This window comes from Pseudarthrobacter sp. NPDC055928 (assembly GCF_042270935.1).
GTDB lineage: Bacteria > Actinomycetota > Actinomycetes > Actinomycetales > Micrococcaceae > Arthrobacter.
Genome location: NZ_JBHJZH010000002.1, coordinates 22,177 through 40,323 on the forward strand (window position 1 = coordinate 22,177; position 18,147 = coordinate 40,323).

16 protein-coding genes are annotated in these 18,147 nt (G+C 65.1%); 4 read left to right on the forward strand and 12 right to left on the reverse strand.

Features of this window, described 5'->3' with window-relative positions:
- Window positions 1-3 precede the first annotated feature (3 nt).
- Window positions 4-738, reverse strand: a complete 735-nt coding sequence (locus ACFC25_RS03215) for an alpha/beta fold hydrolase (protein WP_376044002.1) — start codon at window positions 736-738, stop codon at window positions 4-6.
- A gap of 103 nt (window positions 739-841) precedes the next feature.
- The gene (gene ffh / locus ACFC25_RS03220; RefSeq protein ID WP_337348904.1) at window positions 842-2,425 is read right to left on the reverse strand and encodes a signal recognition particle protein; all 1,584 of its coding nucleotides are present in this window, start codon (window positions 2,423-2,425) and stop codon (window positions 842-844) included.
- A gap of 143 nt (window positions 2,426-2,568) precedes the next feature.
- On the opposite strand from ffh, the gene ACFC25_RS03225 reads away from it, so the two are divergent.
- Window positions 2,569-3,972, forward strand: coding sequence for a glucose-6-phosphate dehydrogenase (locus ACFC25_RS03225; RefSeq protein WP_376044004.1), 1,404 nt, complete (start codon window positions 2,569-2,571; stop codon window positions 3,970-3,972).
- An 88-nt stretch (window positions 3,973-4,060) separates the two neighbouring features.
- Here the strand turns inward: ACFC25_RS03225 and ACFC25_RS03230 are convergent, their stop codons facing one another.
- Together ACFC25_RS03230 and ACFC25_RS03235 are read right to left on the reverse strand one after the other, a co-directional pair.
- The gene (locus ACFC25_RS03230) at window positions 4,061-4,399 is read right to left on the reverse strand and encodes a P-II family nitrogen regulator (RefSeq protein ID WP_015937412.1); all 339 of its coding nucleotides are present in this window, start codon (window positions 4,397-4,399) and stop codon (window positions 4,061-4,063) included.
- A complete protein-coding gene (locus ACFC25_RS03235; RefSeq protein ID WP_376044007.1) occupies window positions 4,396-5,754 on the reverse strand; it encodes an ammonium transporter in 1,359 nt (452 codons plus the stop codon). The genes ACFC25_RS03230 and ACFC25_RS03235 overlap by 4 nt, the downstream gene beginning before the upstream one ends.
- A 226-nt stretch (window positions 5,755-5,980) precedes the next feature.
- On the opposite strand from ACFC25_RS03235, the gene ACFC25_RS03240 reads away from it, so the two are divergent.
- On the forward strand, window positions 5,981-7,222 hold the full coding sequence (locus tag ACFC25_RS03240; protein WP_376044008.1) for an MFS transporter: 1,242 nt from the start codon (window positions 5,981-5,983) through the stop codon (window positions 7,220-7,222).
- Window positions 7,223-7,281: 59 nt separating this feature from the next.
- On the opposite strand, the gene ftsY is transcribed toward ACFC25_RS03240, so the two are convergent.
- From ftsY to coaD, 7 genes are all read right to left on the reverse strand, one after another.
- Window positions 7,282-8,493 (reverse strand): signal recognition particle-docking protein FtsY, encoded by a 1,212-nt coding sequence (gene ftsY, locus ACFC25_RS03245; RefSeq protein WP_337348907.1) that lies wholly within the window; start codon window positions 8,491-8,493, stop codon window positions 7,282-7,284.
- Between the two features lie 64 nt (window positions 8,494-8,557).
- Window positions 8,558-12,148 carry a chromosome segregation protein SMC gene (smc, locus tag ACFC25_RS03250; protein WP_376044010.1) on the reverse strand — a complete coding sequence of 1,197 codons (3,591 nt, stop codon included), beginning with the start codon at window positions 12,146-12,148 and terminating at the stop codon, window positions 8,558-8,560.
- Window positions 12,149-12,288: 140 nt separating this feature from the next.
- On the reverse strand, window positions 12,289-13,245 hold the full coding sequence (gene mutM / locus ACFC25_RS03255; protein ID WP_376044012.1) for a bifunctional DNA-formamidopyrimidine glycosylase/DNA-(apurinic or apyrimidinic site) lyase: 957 nt from the start codon (window positions 13,243-13,245) through the stop codon (window positions 12,289-12,291).
- An 8-nt stretch (window positions 13,246-13,253) separates the two neighbouring features.
- Window positions 13,254-13,982, reverse strand: a complete 729-nt coding sequence (gene rnc, locus ACFC25_RS03260; protein WP_337348910.1) for a ribonuclease III — start codon at window positions 13,980-13,982, stop codon at window positions 13,254-13,256.
- A gap of 21 nt (window positions 13,983-14,003) precedes the next feature.
- Window positions 14,004-14,207, reverse strand: coding sequence for a 50S ribosomal protein L32 (rpmF, locus tag ACFC25_RS03265; RefSeq protein ID WP_009356569.1), 204 nt, complete (start codon window positions 14,205-14,207; stop codon window positions 14,004-14,006).
- Window positions 14,208-14,243: 36 nt separating this feature from the next.
- A complete protein-coding gene (locus tag ACFC25_RS03270; RefSeq protein ID WP_337348911.1) occupies window positions 14,244-14,768 on the reverse strand; it encodes a YceD family protein in 525 nt (174 codons plus the stop codon).
- A gap of 123 nt (window positions 14,769-14,891) precedes the next feature.
- Window positions 14,892-15,392 carry a pantetheine-phosphate adenylyltransferase gene (coaD, locus tag ACFC25_RS03275; RefSeq protein WP_337348912.1) on the reverse strand — a complete coding sequence of 167 codons (501 nt, stop codon included), beginning with the start codon at window positions 15,390-15,392 and terminating at the stop codon, window positions 14,892-14,894.
- Window positions 15,393-15,435: 43 nt separating this feature from the next.
- Here coaD and ACFC25_RS03280 point away from each other — a divergent pair, with 43 nt between their 5' ends.
- Together ACFC25_RS03280 and ACFC25_RS03285 are read left to right on the forward strand one after the other, a co-directional pair.
- Complete coding sequence (locus ACFC25_RS03280; protein ID WP_376044015.1) at window positions 15,436-16,665, forward strand: aminotransferase class I/II-fold pyridoxal phosphate-dependent enzyme; 1,230 nt, start codon at window positions 15,436-15,438, stop codon at window positions 16,663-16,665.
- On the forward strand, window positions 16,665-17,453 hold the full coding sequence (locus ACFC25_RS03285; protein ID WP_376044017.1) for a spermidine synthase: 789 nt from the start codon (window positions 16,665-16,667) through the stop codon (window positions 17,451-17,453). Before ACFC25_RS03280 ends, ACFC25_RS03285 begins: the two co-directional genes overlap by 1 nt.
- A 32-nt stretch (window positions 17,454-17,485) precedes the next feature.
- Here the strand turns inward: ACFC25_RS03285 and rsmD are convergent, their stop codons facing one another.
- Window positions 17,486-18,112 (reverse strand): 16S rRNA (guanine(966)-N(2))-methyltransferase RsmD, encoded by a 627-nt coding sequence (gene rsmD / locus ACFC25_RS03290; RefSeq protein ID WP_337348915.1) that lies wholly within the window; start codon window positions 18,110-18,112, stop codon window positions 17,486-17,488.
- Window positions 18,113-18,147 lie beyond the last annotated feature (35 nt).

Here is an 18,147-nt window from a genome sequence, read left to right on the forward strand (position 1 = left end):
GCGTCAGGAGGCCCGGGCTGACCGGCCGCGGCTGACGTCGCCCACGAACGCCCGGATGGCGTGATCGCCTTCCGCCGAATCCTGGGGCCGGTGCCCGCCCGCAGCAATGCGGTGCAGGGCACCGGTTTCGCGGAGGTATCCGGCGATCTCTTCATACAGCGGCTCCCAGCCGCCGGTCAGCACCAGCGTTGGCACGCCCGGGACGATATGCAGCGGCGCCTCCCAGGCCGGGGCCTGCAGCCGGAGCCGCCGGGCGGAGCGTCGTTCCTCCTGGGTGGCGGGCTCCTGGAGATCTGCAGCATAGACGCGGCGGACGAACTCCCGTTGGAAATCCTCGTCACTCAGCTGGTGGCGGACATCAAAGAGGGGCTGCATGAGCTCCCGGTGCGCCGCCGTCGCCGGCAGTTCCGCGGTCAACGACAGGCAGGCCGGCTCCACAAGCGTCAGCGAATACACCAGGTCGGGGCGCTCGACGGCGGCCATCATGGCGGAGATCGCCCCTTGGGAATGCGCCACAACGTGGCCACCGGCGGCGCCCCTGCCGTCGTCGGCGAGGGATCTCAAAACGATGGCGGTGTCCTCCGCAAAGGAGGACTCGACCGGTTCAGCAACAGAGTCAAAGCCGTGGCGCCGGAGAAACAGGGCGTCGTAGGTCAGTGCCATGCCGTGCTGCCGGGGCCAGGCTGCCGAGCCGAAGCTTCCGGCGCCGTGCACGAACACTACCCGCTGCTTGAACATGACCCAACCCTATTCCACGGCTCCGACATCCCAACTGGGTAGCAGCAAGTGTCGTTTTGAGCGCTCATAACGACATCTGCTGCTACCCAGTTGGGCGATGCGATTACTTGCCGAGGAACTTGTCGAAGCCCTTGGGCAGGTTCAGCTGCGAAGGATCGAAGTCACCGGACTGCTGGCCAAACGCCGCACCCGTGGGGAGCGCCTTGGCCGCTCCGGCGCGCCGCGCCTCGGCGTCCTTGAGCTCCTGGGCTGCCTTGGCCGGGTTACCGGAGCGGGCCTTCTTCTTCGGGGCATTCTTGGCCCCCTTGCGTGCGCCGCCGCCTGGGCCGCCCATTCCCGGCATGCCCGGCATTCCCGGCATGCCGCCGCCCTGGGCCATCTTCTTCATCATCTTCTGGGCCTGGGCAAAACGTTCGAGCAGCCCATTGACTTCGGAGACATGGACGCCCGAACCGCGGGCAATGCGGGCCCGGCGGGAGCCATTGATGATTTTGGGGGCGACGCGCTCGTGCGGGGTCATGGACCGGACGATTGCCTCGACGCGGTCGATTTCCCGCTCGTCGAACTGCTCGAGCTGCTGGCGGATGTTCTGCGCACCCGGCATCATCATGAGCATTTTCTTCATGGAGCCCATGTTGCGGATCTGCTGCATCTGGGCCAGGAAGTCGTCCAGGGTGAAGTCTTCCTGGTCGGCGAACTTCTTCGCCATCCGGGCTGCTTCGTCCTTGTCCCAGTTCTTTTCCGCCTGCTCGATGAGGGTCAGGACATCGCCCATATCCAGGATGCGGGAGGCCATGCGGTCCGGGTGGAAGAGCTCGAAGTCGTCCAGGCCTTCGCCGGTGGAGGCGAACATGACGGGCTTGCCGGTTACCGACGCAACAGAGAGCGCAGCACCACCGCGGGCGTCGCCGTCGAGCTTTGACAGCACGATACCGGTGAAATTAACGCCCTCGTCAAAGGCCATCGCCGTGTTCACGGCGTCCTGGCCGATCATGGAGTCGATCACGAACAGCACTTCGTTGGGAACGATGGCCCGCCGGATCTGCCGTGCCTGCTCCATCATGTCGGCGTCGACGCCGAGGCGGCCGGCGGTGTCCACGATCACCACGTCGTGGAGCTTCTGACGGGCTTCTTCGACACCGGCGCGGGCCACTGCTACGGGATCGCCCGCGGGGTGCTCCAGCTCATGGGTGGCCCCAGGGTGGGGTGCGTAAACCGGGACGCCGGCGCGCTTGCCCACCACCTGGAGCTGGGTGACGGCATTGGGCCGCTGGAGGTCGCAGGCCACCAGGATGGGGCTATGGCCCTGTGCCTTGAGCCATTTGGACAGCTTGCCGGCGAGGGTGGTCTTACCCGCGCCCTGGAGGCCGGCGAGCATGATGATGGTGGGGCCGGTCTTGGCCAGGCGGATCCGGCGGGTCTCACCGCCGAGGATCTCAACCAGTTCCTCGTTGACGATCTTGACGATCTGCTGGCTGGGATTCAGCGCGCCCGAGACCTCTTCGCCAAGGGCCCGCTCGCGGACGCGGGCGGTGAATTCGCGGACCACCGGAACGGCAACGTCTGCATCCAGCAGGGCACGGCGAATCTCCCGGACGGTGGCGTCGACATCAGCCTCGGTGAGGCGGCCCTTGCCACGAAGATTCTTGAAGGTTGCTGTCAACCGGTCAGAGAGTGAATTGAACACGCGCCGTGCACTTCTTTCAGTGGATGGACGGATGGCGGCCCTTCGGCACACCAGCGCCTCGGCTGTTGTTTCCAACTGCTTCGGCGACGGGACTCGACTATCTAGGGTACCAAGACAGACCTTCAAGATGGCATGCTGGCAAGGTGACGAGCCAAACGACTGTAAAAACCCTGCTCATTCTTGGCGCTTCCGGCGATCTCACGGGCCGCCTGCTGCTGCCCGGACTCGCCCGGCTCGTGGCGAAGGGTCGCGCCGAAGGGCTCAAACTCGTCGGGGCCGGCTCCGATGCGTGGACCGCGGAGCAGTGGCAGGCGCGGGTCCATGATGCCTTTGCCGCCGCCTCTGAGTCCGCCGACGCCGCAGGGCGCGAGGCTTTGTCGGCCATGGAGGCCGGAACGGCTTACCATCAGCTGGATGTCACAGCGGACGGGCCGCTCGCGTCCTTGCTGGCGTCGCTGGACGCACCGGCGGCCGTATATTTCGCCCTTCCGCCGCAGGTCAGCCAGCGGGCCTGCGAAACCCTCAGGCCGGGCCAGGTACCCGCCGGTACGCGTCTGGTCATGGAGAAGCCGTTCGGCTCCAGCGAGGAATCAGCCCGGTCCCTGAACCGGACGCTCACAGCACTGGTTCCGGAAGACCACATCCACCGCGTGGACCATTTCCTGGGCAAGGCGACAGTGCTCAACATTCTGGGTCTGCGCTTTGCCAACACGTTCCTGGAACCAGTCTGGAACCGCGATCACGTGGAGAAGGTGGAGATTATCTTCGACGAGGATCTCGCACTGGAAGGGCGGGCGCGCTATTACGACACGGCCGGCGCCCTGCGCGACATGATCCAGAGCCACCTCCTGCACATCATGGCGGTGATGGCCCTCGAACCCCCGGCCACGATCGGCGAACGAGACCTTCGTGACGCCATCTCCATGGTGCTACGTGCCAGCAGCATCAAGGCACCGTACGCACAGTCCACTAGGCGGGCGAGATATTCCGCCGGGCTGCTTTCCGGGAAGCAGGTCCCGGACTATGCCAAGGAAACAGGGGTTGACCCTGGCCGGCAAACAGAGACGCTGGCGGAAGTCACCGTGGAGATCGACAACTGGCGCTGGCAGGGCGTCCCCTTCATCTTGCGCTCAGGCAAGGCGCTAGGCGTGAAGCGCAAGGAAGCTGTGGTCACGTTCCGCCCTGTACCCCATCTTCCCGCCGGCTTCACGGGCTTGGACGCGCCCAACCAGCTGCGGATCGGATTTGGACCGGACACCCTGGACCTGGACGTTGATGTGAACGGCCCCGGAGACATTTTCAGCCTGGACCGTGCCACCCTCCACGCCGGGCTGAACGCCTCCGAGCTGCTTCCCTACGGCGAAGTGTTGGAGGGAGTGCTCAACGGGGACCCTCTGCTGTCCGTCCGCGGCGACACCGCCGAGGACTGCTGGCGGATTGTTGAGCCGGTCCTCAAAGCCTGGGCGCGCGGCACGGCGCCAGTGGAGGAGTACGACGCCGGGTCCTCGGGTCCCGCAGGCTGGTCCGGGCCGGTGCAGGGGAAGTAAGAGGGCAAACGCCAGAGCGGGCAGGTAACCTTTCCAGGTTCCTGCCCGCTCCGTGCTTCTTGGTGGTGCTGCTGACTGCCCGACGGGGCTAGATGGCGGCGACGCCGCGTTCGCCGGTGCGGACCCGGACCGCTTCGAATACATCCATGGTCCAGACCTTGCCGTCCCCTGCGCGTCCCGTATTGGAACTTGCGATGATGACGTCCAGGATGTCGTCGGCCTGCTCATCCGTGGCCAGCACCTCGACCCTGATCTTCGGCAGGAGGTCCACGTTGTATTCAGCTCCCCGGTACACCTCCGTGTAGCCGCGTTGCCGGCCGTACCCGCTTGCCGCGCTGACCGTCAGTCCCTGGACGCCATAGGCTTCCAGGCCTTCCCGGATGGCCTCGAGCTTCTCCGGCCTGACGATTGCTGTGATCAGTTTCATGCCCCCACGCTTTCCTTGCCTGTTGCTGATTCAGTCTTCTTGGAATCGGCGCTTGCGCCCTGTTCCGGTGCACCCTTGCCGGTGATCAGTTCATGAAGGGGCTGGAAGCTGCCTCCGTGGCCGCCCACACCGAACTCGTAAGCGGTCTCAGCATGCAGGCTGAGGTCAACACCAACGACTTCCTGCTCATCCGAGACCCTGAAGCCCATCGTCTTGTGGATGGCAAACGCGATGATCGCGGTAAGGATTGCGGAGTAGGCGATGGCGATGCCGGCTGCTGCCAACTGTGCCCACATCTGGGTCATGCCGCCGCCGTAGAAGAGGCCGCCGCCCACACCATCGGCGGGGAGGGCGATGAAGCCCAGTGCGACGGTTCCGATGATGCCCGAAACGAGGTGGACACCCACAACATCCAGGGAGTCATCGAAGCCCCAGCGGAACTTGAGTCCAACTGCAAGGGCGGATGCGACGCCGGCCACGACGCCGAGGCCGAGGGCACCGACAGGGCTGACGTTGGCGCAGGCCGGGGTGATCGCAACCAGGCCGGCAACGACGCCCGAAGCAGCACCGAGGGACGTCGGGTGGCCGTCGCGGATGCGTTCAGTGATGAGCCAGCCGATCATGGCCGCGGCAGGTGCTGCGAGGGTGTTGACCCAGATCAGACCGCCCTGCTCAGCGCTGGCGGCCAGGCCTCCGTTGAAGCCGAACCAGCCGAACCACAGAATGGCAGCCCCGAGCATCACGAACGGAATGTTGTGCGGGCGGTGGTTCGGGTCCTTGCCGAATCCCCTGCGGTTGCCGATGATCAGCACGAGGATCAGCGCGGCCACACCGGCGTTGATGTGAACCACGGTGCCGCCGGCAAAGTCGATGGCCGGGCCGAGCGCCTGGCCGATCGCGCCTTCCTCACCGAAGAGACCGCCGCCCCAGACCATATAGGCAAGCGGGCAGTAGACGAGGGTGACCCAAATGGGGACGAAGACTGACCAGGCACCGAACTTGGCGCGGTCCGCGATGGCTCCGCTGATCAGGGCCACGGTAATAATGGCGAAGGTTGCTCCGTAGCCGACCAGGATGAGGCCTTCGGGCGCTTCCGCCGTGTTGACGCCTTCAAGGCCGAAGCTGGCGAAGGGGTTTCCGACAATCTGCAGGAAGCCCTCACCGCCAGTCATGGAGTAACCCCAGAGTACCCAGACAACGCTGACGATGCCGATGGAGATGAAGCTCATCATCATCATGTTCAGTGCGGCCTTGGCGCGCGTCATGCCGCCGTAGAAAAATGCCAGCCCCGGTGTCATAAACAGCACGAGCGCTGCCGCCACCATGAGCCATACGTGACCTGCGGTAAGTTCCATGGTGCACGTCCTCTCTCAGATCGATACTGCGGATCTCTCCGCCTGCCAACGCCTTTTGCGTCCTATGAAGAGTCTGGTCTCGCTGTGTTTCGCCCACGGAGGATTTAGATTGCGCGTTTGTTACAACAACCTCTAGGAAGTAAATGGTGCATATCTGGCTTGTTACGGTTATGTTTCATCACTCTTGCAAGCAACCCTCATACGAAAGCGCAAGGACCCCGGCCCCATGACGTCCAGACCCCCTGTGAGCGGCGCCACGTCGCGGATTCCCGGCCTGCGGCGGTCGGGGCAGGACAAGCTGCCGCGCGACATCAAGGTGATGCTGGCCGCGGCGTTCCTGATTGCCCTCGGATTCGGGCTTGTTGCGCCTGTGTTGCCACAATTCGCCACAACCTTCGGCGTCGGAAACACCGAGGCTGCGGTGATCGTGGCAATCTTCGCCCTGATGCGCCTGGTCTTCGCTCCGGCCGGAGGCGCCCTGATTGGCCGATGGGGTGAACGGCCGGTTTACGTGGCAGGACTGCTGATCGTGGCAGGGTCCACTGCGGCGTGCGCTTTTGCGCAGGGCTACTGGCAACTGCTGCTTTTCCGGGGGCTTGGCGGCATCGGTTCAGTCATGTTTACCGTGGCATCCATGGCACTGGTGATCCGCCTGGCACCTCCGGAAAGCCGCGGCCGGGTGTCCGGCGCCTACGCCTCGGCGTTCCTGGTGGGGAACGTCTGCGGCCCTATCGTCGGAGGCCTGCTCGCAGGCTTCGGGCTGCGGGTGCCCTTCCTCGCGTACGCCGCGGCCCTGGTCGTCGCGGCCGCCGTCGTCCAAACACAGCTCAGCCATGAGCGCAGGGAGGCCGGCCGGGGGCAGCCGCGGAATCCTGACATGCGCCTGGCAGACGCCCTCCGCGACGGCGTCTACCGGTCCTCGCTGGTGTCCAGTTTTGCGAACGGGTGGGCGACGTTCGGTGTCAGGATGGCAACGGTTCCGCTGTTTGCTGTCGCGGCCCTCGGTGCAGGCCCAGAGGCTGCAGGGCTTGCGCTGGCGGTATTTGCCGCGGGCAACGCAGCGGCCCTGACTTTCTCCGGCCGCCTGGCCGATTCCCTGGGACGCAAGCCCATGATGGTGACAGGACTGCTTGTCACCGGCCTGGCCACTGCAGCCATTGGCTTGACGCATGAACTGGGCTGGTTCCTGGTGGCCTCCACGCTGGCCGGCATCGGTTCCGGGCTGCTGGGACCCGCGCAGCAGGCCGCGGTGGCCGACGTCATCGGAAACGGCCGCTCCGGGGGAAAGGTCCTGGCCATCTACCAGATGACGGCGGATATCGGCGCCATTGCGGGTCCAATCCTGGCCGGGGTGCTCGCCGACCGGCTGGGCTACGGCTGGGCGTTCGGCGTCACGGGTGCTGTCTTGGTCGTGGCCGCGGCCAGCTGGTCAGTGACGCGCGAACCGCTTAAACGCGTTGAGGGGTGAGATCCCACCGCAATAGCCGGGCTAAGCGGCGGGATCTCACCCCTCAAGTGAAGTAGGAGTCAGTTCAGCAGGGCGTCGACAAATCCCTCGGCCTCGAAGGGGGCGAGGTCGTCCGCGCCCTCGCCGAGACCGATGAGCTTGACTGGAACACCGAGCGATTTCTGGATCGCGACGACGATTCCGCCCTTGGCGGTGCCGTCCAGCTTGGTCAGGACGATGCCGGTGATGTTGACCACCTCGGAAAAGACCCGGGCCTGGTTGAGCCCGTTCTGGCCGGTAGTGGCATCCAGGACGAGCAGCACTTCGTCAACCTCGGCGAGCTTTTCGATGACGCGCTTGACCTTGCCGAGTTCGTCCATCAGGCCGACCTTGTTTTGCAGGCGGCCGGCGGTGTCGATCATGACGACGTCGACTTCCTGGTCGATGCCAGCCTTGACCGCCTCATAGGCGACAGACGCCGGATCCGCACCGTCGACGTCGGACTTCACGGTGGGAACTCCCACGCGCTGGCCCCAGGTGGCCAGCTGCTCCGCGGCCGCCGCACGGAAGGTGTCTGCTGCACCCAAGAGCACGTCTTTGTCTTCCGCGACGAGTACGCGCGCGAGCTTGCCTACGGTGGTGGTTTTGCCCACGCCGTTGACGCCAACCACCATCACGACGGCGGGCTTGTCGGCGTGCCTGGTGGTGTTCAGGCTGCGGTCCATGGTGGGATCGACCAGTTTGATGAGTTCTTCGCGGAGCAGCGCCTTTACCTGCTCGGGGGTCCGGGTGCCAAGGACCTTGACGCGTTCCCGCAGGGCATCCACGAGCTGCATGGTCGGTTCGGTTCCCAGGTCTGCCAGAAGGAGGGTTTCCTCAACTTCGTCCCAGACATCCTCATCAATCTTATCGCTGGAGAGCAGTGCCAGCAGGCCCTTCCCCAGGATGTTGTTCGACCGGACAAGGCGTTCGCGCAGGCGGGTCAGGCGGCCAGCGACGGGAAGGGGGGTCTCGACCTGGATGGTTTCAAGGCCCGCCACGGTGTCGGGGACCTCAGTGGTTTCCAGCCCGTCAAGGTCGACGCCGGCGGGGGCCTTTCGGTCGGCAGGGACCGCAGGTGCGTCCTCAACGAGTGTTCCGCCGGTTCCCTTCAGCGTCTCGGGATCGTTGGCGTCGCGCGTCCCCGGGTACTGGGTGATGTTCTTCCGCGTCTTCAACAGGACCGGGATCAGCCCGCCAACAACCGCCAGGGCAGCAACAATGGACAGAATAATGGGAAGGATGTCATTCACTCCCCTAGCTTCTCACACGCGTTTGACCCCGATGTCACACACGTGTGGCCGGACATCGGGGCAGTTACACCTCGGCGCCCAGGCGCTGGCTGATGACGGTGGAGACGCCGTCGCCCCGCATCGTGACGCCGTACAGGGCATCAGCCACTTCCATGGTCCGCTTTTGGTGCGTGATCACGATCAGCTGGCTGGACTCGCGGAGTTCCTCGAAGATGGTGATGAGCCGGCCCAGGTTGGTGTCGTCGAGGGCGGCCTCCACCTCGTCCATCACGTAGAAGGGCGAGGGGCGGGCCTTGAAGATCGCCACCAGCAGGGCCACAGCCGTCAGGGACCGTTCTCCGCCCGAAAGCAGGGATAGCCGCTTAATCTTCTTGCCGGCCGGGCGTGCCTCCACCTCGATGCCGGTGGTGAGCATGTCCGAGGGATCCGTCAGGACAAGACGGCCCTCGCCGCCGGGAAAGAGCCTGGCAAAGACGCGGATGAACTGCGTCTGGGTGTCTTCGAAGGCCTCAGCGAAGACACGCTGGACGCGGTCGTCCACTTCCTTGATGATATCCAGCAGGTCCTTGCGGCTGGATTTGAGGTCCTCCAGCTGGGTGCTGAGGAACTGGTGCCGTTCTTCCAGCGCCGCGAATTCCTCAAGAGCCAGTGGGTTGACCTTGCCGAGGGCGGACAGGTCCCGTTCGGCCTTCCGGAGCCGCTTCTCCTGCTCCTCCCGGACGTAGGGCTTGCCTTCAAGGACCGGGGCGCCGTTATCATCCACCGGCGCCCTGAGGGCGGCCCATTTGTCCTGGTTTTCGTCCGCCGGGACGGGCACAGGAACGTCCGGGCCGAAGTCCGCCACCAGCAGGTCCGGGGTGATGCCGAGTTCCTCGATGGAACGGGTTTCGAGGGCCTCGATCCGCGCCCGCTGCTGGGCCCGGGCCAGCTCGTCGCGATGGACCGAGTCTGTCAGTTCCGCCAGTTCGCTGGTGAAGGCGTCATTGGCGGTCCTGATCTCCAGCAGGGCGCGGTCGCGTTGCTCGCGGTTCTCCTCGGCGAGGTCGCGTTCCTGCCGGGCCTGCTCCACCGACACGTCGATAAAGCGCAGGGCAAGCTCCACACCCGACTGCACCGCGGCCGCACGCCGGGCCTGGATACGGCGGCGGCGTGCCCGTTCGGCGGCTTCCTCGCGCGCCCTGCGTTCAGTGGCCGCGGCCCGCTCAAGCGACGCGGCCCGGTTGCGGGTGGCCATCAGCTGCTCTTCCGCGCTGCGGAGCGACAGCCTGGCTTCCATTTCCGCGGACCGTGCCTGAGACGCTGCCACGGCCAAGGCATCGCGTTGTTCGGTGGAGGGTTCCTCTTCGGCCGGTGCCTGCTGCGCGGCGGCCAGGCGTTCAGTGATGGCTGCGAGCGCTTGTTCCTCAATGGCCACGTTGGCCTCTGCTTTGGCGAGCGACGCTGCCAGCCTGTCGCTCTCCCCCACGGCGCTGCGCAGGACGGAGTTCAAGTGGCCCAGCCGTTCAGCGACAGCCGCAAGCCGGGCGTCTGATTCGTGCAGCCGGTCCAGGGCGGCCTCGGCCCGGACCTGGGCTTCGGCGCGCCGGGCTTGGGCGCCCGCCAGTGCGAACCGGTTCCGCTCCAGGTCGGCAGTGACCGCACTAAGCCTGGTCTCGGCGTCGTCGACGGCGGCCTGGACCTCGAGCAGGGACGGCGCCTTCGCCGAGCCGCCAGTCACAGTCAGCGCGGTGAAGACGTCCCCGGCCCGGGTCACCGCCGTCAGCTCAGGCCGCTCAGCAACCAGTTGGCCAGCACCATTGAGGTCTTCAACCACCGCCACGCGGGCGAGGAGCGCCATCACGGCAGGGCGGCTGCCTTCCGCGGCGGATATGAGGTCAACGGCCCAGCGCGCACCCTCCGGCAGTGTCCCGGTGGCGGGAACCCCTGCGTCCGGCAGGGCAGGAACTGACGCGAGCAGCAGGGAGGCTCGCCCGCCGTCGTCATCCCTGAGGAACTGCACCACGGCGGCAGCCACGGCGGGGTCTTGGACCACAACCGCTTCGGAGGCGTCGCCGAGTGCCGCCGCTATCGCCGTCTCGTAGCCGGGGCTGATGGCGAGGTCCGCAGCCAGGGTGCCCACGAGGCCGTCCAACCCGGAGTCCAGTGCGCGCGCCGTGCCGTCCTTGCGGTTAAGTCCGAGCTGGAGGGCATCCCGCCGGGCTACGAGTGCGTCGCGTTCGCGTACAGCCTCCCCCTCGGCCGCTGCCAGGCCGGCGATCTCCTCATTCACCGCGTCCAGTTCGGCAGCGGCGTCCTCGTAGTCGGCGTCGAGGCTTTCCTCGCCTTCCTCGACCCCTGCTACCTGGGTTTCCAAAGCGGTGAACTCGGTCTGGGCCTTGCGACGCCGCTCCTGCCCGGCGGCGAGTGACTCGCGAAGCCTGCCAAGTTCAGCCTGGGCAGACTCCACCCTTGACCGTGCGGCGCCTACCTGGCCGGCAAGCCGCGCCAGGCCCTCCCGCCGGTCCGCCGCCGCGCGGAGGACGGCCGTCAGCCGTTTCTCCTCGGCGGCCGCGGCGCTTTCCGCGTCGGATTTGGCGGCCGTCGCTGCTTCCAGGGCACTGCGCCTGTCCAGGAGCTGGCGATCGAGTTCCGCCAGCTCGTCCCGGACTCGGGCAGCCTGCCGTTCGAGTTGTTCGGGATCCCTTCCCGAGTACGGTTCAGCGTCCACCGCGCCAAGCAACCGACCGCGTTCCTGGGCCAACGAACCAAGGGAGCGGAGGCGCTCCCTCGCTGTGGACAGCCGATACCAGGTATCGCGCGCAGCATTGAGCAGCGGTGTTGCTTCCGCGGCGAGCTGTTCCATGGCGGCCTGTTTCCTTCGCCCGGACTCCAGCTCCTGTTCCACCACGGCACGGCGTGCCTTCAGGGCTTCCTCATCCGCCACGTCCTGATCGAGGGTTGCCTGCTGGCGGACGAGGTCGTCTGCCAGGAGCCGAGCACGCGCGTCCCGGACGTCGAACTGGACGCGCTGGGCCCGGCGCGCGACGTCGGCCTGCTTGCCCAGCGGCGTGAGTTGCCGCCGGATTTCACCGGTGAGGTCGGTCAGGCGCTGGAGGTTGGCTTGCATGGCCTCGAGCTTGCGGACGGTCTTTTCCTTGCGGCGGCGGTGTTTCAGGATTCCGGCGGCCTCCTCAATGAAGCCGCGGCGGTCCTCAGGGGTGGCGTGGAGGACCTTGTCCAGCTGCCCCTGGCCCACGATGACGTGCATTTCCCGGCCGAGACCGGAGTCGGAAAGCAGTTCCTGGATATCGAGCAGGCGGCAGCTGGCACCGTTGATGGCGTACTCAGATCCCCCGGTACGGAAGAGCGTCCGCGAGATGGTGACCTCGCTGTACTCAATCGGCAATGCCCCGTCAGCGTTGTCAATGGTCAGGGAGACATGGGCCCGGCCCAGCGGAGGCCGCCCTGAGGTTCCCGCGAATATGACGTCTTCCATTTTGCCGCCGCGCAGCGTCTTGGCCCCCTGTTCACCCATGACCCAGGAGAGGGCGTCCACAACATTGGACTTTCCGGAACCGTTCGGTCCCACCACTGCCGTGACACCGGGTTCAAAATCGAAGGTCGTGGCGGACGCGAACGACTTGAACCCCCGGACAGTAAGGCTTTTGAGGTGCAAGGTGTTTCTGGTCTCCTCAGTGGCTGAAGCGGGTGCTTTGCTGTCCCCAAATCTACTGCGTCACTGCGGGTTTCCTCGGATTTGCGGCAGTTGTCCTGCCGTGATGCGGCCGGCTGAGACGTCTGCTTGCGGGCCCCGAGCTACCAGCGCCCGTTCCGCGGTCGCGGCTGGCACACCGGGCAAGTGTAGGACGACCGGTTCATGAACTGCTCGCGTCGGATCGGCGAATTAAGTCCGACGGCGGCACACCGCCCACAAGGCTGGCCTTCCCTCCCATAGGCATTCAGGGAGCGGTCAAAGTAGCCTGAGGCGCCGTTGACATTCACATACAGCGAATCAAAGCTTGTCCCGCCGGCCGCCAGCGCGTCCAGCATGACCTCACGGGCGCAGTCCACGAGCCTGGCCGCGTCGGCACGCCGCAGCTTGTCGGTAGGACGGGCGTAGTGCAGTTTGGCCCGCCACAGGGCCTCATCCGCGTAGATGTTGCCGATCCCCGAAACCAGTCCCTGGTCCAGCAGGGCGCGTTTCAGGCCGGTCCTGCGTTTGCGGAGCCGGGTGAAGAAAAGCTCAAAAGAAAACGCCGGGTCAAGGGGGTCTCGGGCAATGTGGGATGCCTCCTCGGCGATGAGCGGAACCGGGGATTCAGCGAGGCCCCCGGGGCCGCCGTCGTCCGTAGGAACCATGCCGGTGACGAACAGCCCGCCAAAAATCCGCTGATCCACAAAACGGAGCTGTTCCGGCATGCCGTCGCGCGGACTGAGCCGGAGCCTGACTTTGAGGTGCTTTTCATCGGGTGTAGAAGTGTTCTGCATCAGGAGCTGACCGCTCATGCCCAGATGGGCCATCAGGGCGATGGCAGGCGTGGCCTGCGCAGAGCCAGTCATCGTTGCATCCAGCAACGGCATCCAGAGGAACTTGCCGCGGCGGACTACATCCGCCACTGTGGCGCCTTCCAGGTTGCCGACGAAGTCCTCCGTGCCCAGCGCATGGCGGCGGATGGATCGGGGGTCCAGCACGTCAACTGAGGTGATGCTGCGGCCGCGGACCCAACTCACCAGTCCGCGGCGGACTACTTCCACTTCCGGGAGTTCCGGCACAGGTCAGCCTAGACGGAGGCAGCGGAGCCCGCGGAGCCGTCCGCAGCCTCCGTGCGGGAAGCTCCGGAGAGCACGCGCCAGGCATCGGCGGCGGCCTCCTGCTCGGCTTCCTTCTTGGAATGACCGGAACCCTTGCCATAGGCGTTGCCGCCGATCTCCAGGACGGCCGTAAAGGTGCGGGCGTGATCCGGCCCGGCCCCTTCCACCGCGTAGTGGATGCTGCCGAGCTGCCTGCTGGCTGCCAATTCCTGGATACTGGTCTTCCAGTCCGTTCCGGCGCCGAGGGCGGCCGCGTCCTTAAGGAGTGGACCAATCAGGCGCATGACCAGTTGGCGCGCGGTCTCGATGTCGTTGGACACGTAAGTGGCACCGATCAGTGCTTCCATGGTGTCCGCCAGGATGGAGGCCTTGTTCTTGCCCTCCGTGAGCTTCTCGCCCTGGCCCAGGTAGATGTAGTCGCCAATGCCGAGGCTGCGGCCAATGCCGGCCAGGGCCCGTGTGCTGACGACGGCGGAGCGTCGTTTCGCCAGGTCCCCTTCCGGCAGCGACGGGTTGTCCCGGTACAGGGCATCCGTGACGGAGAAGCCCAGGATGGAGTCACCCAGGAATTCCAGCCGCTCGTTGGTAGGGATTCCGCCGTTTTCGTAGGCGTAGGAACGGTGCGTGAGAGCAAGACGAAGCGTCCCGGCGTCAATGGAGACACCGAGACGCTTCAGAAGCTCTTCAGTTGAAGACATCATCTCAGCCTGAATGGCCAATTAGACGTCTGCGACCTTGCGTCCCTTGTACTCAAGGAACAGCGCAGTGCCAGCCGAGTCGGTGACGACCTTTGCCTGGTGCGGCAGGCTGTAGGTGACCTGGCCGTTCTCTACGGTCTTCACCAGGTGGGGGGCAGTTGCCTTCCACTGGGAGCGGCGGGCGCGGGTATTCGAGCGAGACATTTTCCGCTTGGGAACAGCCACGGCTAACTCATTTCTCTCTAGACAAACACGTACAAATCAATTTTGCCGGTCAGGCTTAGCCATATCAGCTAGGGCAGCCCAGCGAGGATCCAAGACCTCGTGGTGGTGCCCCGGCTCGTCTTCCAGGCGAGCTCCGCATTCGGAGCAAAGGCCCTGGCAGTCTTCCCGGCACACCGGCTGGAACGGCAGCATGGTTACAACTGCGTCCCGCAACACCGGTTCAAGATCGATTAGATCGTGCTCGACTCGACGTTGCTCTTCATCGTCTTCTTCATCCGAAAGCAGGACGCCTTCGTAGAAGAAAAGTTCTTGCACATTGACCTCAAGGTCATACGCAAGGGGATCCAGGCATCGGCCGCATTCGCCCGTTACTGCAGCGACTGCGGTTCCTGATACCAGAATTCCTTCGTGTACGGCCTCAAGCCTCAGATCCAGCTCAACATCCGAGCCTTCCTGAACGCCAATGAGCGCCACACCAAGATCACTTGGTGCGGGTACATGTTCCTTCAGTGTCCGCATGCTTCCCGGGCTGCGCCCGAGGTCCTTGACGTCGAACGCCAAGGGCGAACTAGCATCTCGCTTAATGAGAACTCCTGTTGAACATATGACCGACGTACCATCTTAGCCTGAAGACCCGTATGGACTCAAACCAGGCCACCGAAGGCCGCCGAGTACCGGACTAGCCTACCCTCTCGGCGGCTGATCGGACGAAGACTCGCCAGCCAGCAGCCTTTTTTGCACCGAGCGCGGCACATAGTCCGAAACGCTGCCGCCCAGGGACGCAACTTCCTTGATGAGGGTGGAGGACAGGTGCAGGTAATGGGCTTCCGCGGGCAGGAACACTGTTTCGACTCCGCTGAGCTGGCGGTTCATGGTGGCCATGGGGAGTTCATAGTCAAAATCCGACGAGGACCGAAGTCCCTTCACAATCGCAGACACTCCACGCTGGCGGCAATACTCAGCCAACAACCCTTCACCGACGGGCTCAACCACAATCCCCTTCAAGGATGCAAGGGTCTCCCGAGCCATGTCGATCCGGTCCCCAAGACTGAACCGGTACTTCTTCGCATAGTTGGTGGATACAGCCACGATGACCTCGTCAAAGAGGCCGGCCGCCCGGGCGATTACCTCGAGATGGCCGTTGTGGATGGGGTCAAAGGATCCTGGGCAGACAGCGCGTCTCATGCACCGAACCTACCGCATTCGGACGCCGGGATACCATGACTGAATGCATCCACCACGGGACCTTTTTCTACCCACCGCACCTGCTCCGTGGCAGCGCGCAGCCCTCGGGGCCAACTTGCTCGGACAGGACGGCCAGCTGGGGGTCACCATCTTTGAAGAGATGACCACGCTCGCCCTGCAGACCGGCGCGATAAACCTGGGCCAGGGGTTCCCGGACGAGGACGGGCCGGCAGAGATCCGGGCTGCCGCGCAGGCAGCCATCGGCGCCGGCGCAAACCAGTATGCTCCGGGGAAGGGCACCGTTGAACTTCGTGAGGCCGTCGCGGCCCACCAGGAACGGTTTTACGGCTTGGCCCCGGACCCTCAGACGGAGGTCATCGTCACGACGGGAGCCACCGAGGGTATTGCCGCTTCATTGCTGGCCCTGACCGGTCCGGGCGACGAGGTGCTGACGTTCGAGCCCTTCTATGACTCGTACGGCGCCATGATCGGGCTGTCCGGGGCCACCCACGTGACTGCTCCGTTGCTCGCCCCTGACTTCCTCCCGGATATGGCCGCCCTCGAAGCGGCCTTCAGCCACCGCACGCGTGTGGTGCTGCTCAACAATCCGCACAATCCCACGGGTGCCGTTTTCCCGCTGGAGGTGCTTCAGCGGGTCGTCGATCTTGCCACGAAGCATGACTGCCTGATCATCACCGATGAGGTGTACGAACACCTGACGTTTGGCGTGAGCCACATTCCGGTCGCCACACTGCCCGGGGCTGCGGAGCGGACGTTGACCATCTCCTCCGCAGGCAAGACCTTCTCGTTTACTGGCTGGAAAATCGGTTGGCTGACCGGACCGGAGCGTCTGGTGTCCGCCGTCCGTACCGTGAAACAGTTCCTGACGTACAGCTCGGGGACGCCGTTCCAGGCGGCGATCGCAACGGCACTGGCCCTTCCGGATGATTTCTACGCCGGAGTTTCTGCCACGCTGCGTCACAAGCGCGACATCCTCAGTGAGGGGCTCCGTGCGGCCGGTTTCGAAGTCTTCACCCCGCAGGGCACCTACTTCGTGAACGTGGACACCGCCCCGCTGGGCATCAAAGACTCGGTGGACCTTGCCCGCCGGCTTCCAGCACTCGTAGGAGTGGCGGCAATCCCGGTGCCAGTCTTCTGCCACCCCGACGGCGCTGAACGGACACGCAGCCTGCTCCGATTCGCGTTCTGCAAGAAAGTGGAAGTCCTGGAAGAGGCCGCCGCACGGCTGGCCAGCCTCAGCGGAAGGCTCTGATGCCTGCGGACGGCCGGCATGCGGCCACCAGATTCCTGCGAACCACGGGTCAACATGCCTCCATCGAAGCGGACCACCTCATCGATGGCGCATACATCCTGAGCATTGGCGGTGCCGAGCAGTCCCACGTCAATGTGGACCATCCCGAGGAAATCTTCTACGAGTACTTACGCCGGATCGGCCACCTGGTGGATCTGGCAGCTCCGGAGGGGCAGCCGATCAAGGCGCTCCATCTTGGGGCCGGTGCCCTGACCCTGGCCCGCTACATCCAAGCCACCAGGCCAGGATCCGTCCAGTATGCCGTTGAATTGGAGCGCGAACTGCTGGATTTCGTCCTTCAACAGCTGCCGCTGCCGGACGGCACGGACCTGCATCCTGTGATCGCCGACGCCCGTGAGGCCCTGGCCGGACTGGCACCGGAGTTGCGGTTCGACGTGATTATCCTGGATATCTTCTCCGGACCGGACGCCCCGGAGCACATCGCCTGTACCGGTTTCTACGAGGAGGCCCGCGCACGGCTCACAGCAGACGGCCTGCTGATCGTCAACGTGGGGGATGAACCCGGACTCACCCTGGTGCGCAGCCAGGCCGCTGCCCTTCGCCGGGCCATGGAGGATGTCGCGGCCTTCGCTGAGGCCGGGATGTTCGCTGGCCGCTACCCGGGCAACATCATCCTCGCCGGTACACAATTCCCGTGGCCCCGGAACTGGTCAGTGGAACTGACCGCGCGGGGACCTCACCCGGCCAAAGTGCTGGCGGGCGTTGAACTGGACGGCCTCGCAGGCTGAGTTTCAGTGACCGGACTTTTGACCACCGGCGTTCAATTGCCGCCGGCGTCTGCGTGCTCGTCAAGTTCTTCCTCGACCTGAATCGCATCCGGAACCGAGGGCTCCGCGAACCAGAGGCGCGTTTCCCCGTACTTCTTCTCGGCAAAACGTTCCATTCCCACCGGCCAACCTGGTTCCGGCGACCGCGACGAGCGTTCGACCACCACAACGGCGGCCGGCGCAAGGTGCGCATTAAGCTTGGCCAGCACGGCGGACAGGGCCGGCTCGTCCAGCGGGTAGGGCGGATCCAGGAAGACCAGGTCCCAGTTGTCGTCAAGTGTGGCGCGCTCCAGGAACGACTCCACCCTGGAGCGGTGCACGGTGACGACTTTGCGCCCCACGACGCCGTTGACCAGGTCCGCGTTGCGCTGGCACACACCGCTCGCCTTGGCATCGAATTCGACAAGGTCAACGGTTCCGGCGCCCCTGCTGCCGCTCTCCACACCGAGCGACCCTGAGCCGGCGTACAGGTCAAGGACCCGCGCGCCGGAGATGACATCGAAGGCATCCAGCCGTGAAAACAGGGCTTCCTTGACCCGGTCCGTCGTGGGCCTGGTCAGTGACCCGGGAACACTGACCAAGGGCGTGCCACCGGCAGCTCCCGCGATGATCCTGCTCATGCCGGGCACTTCCTGTTCCGCGCCGCCGTGCCGGC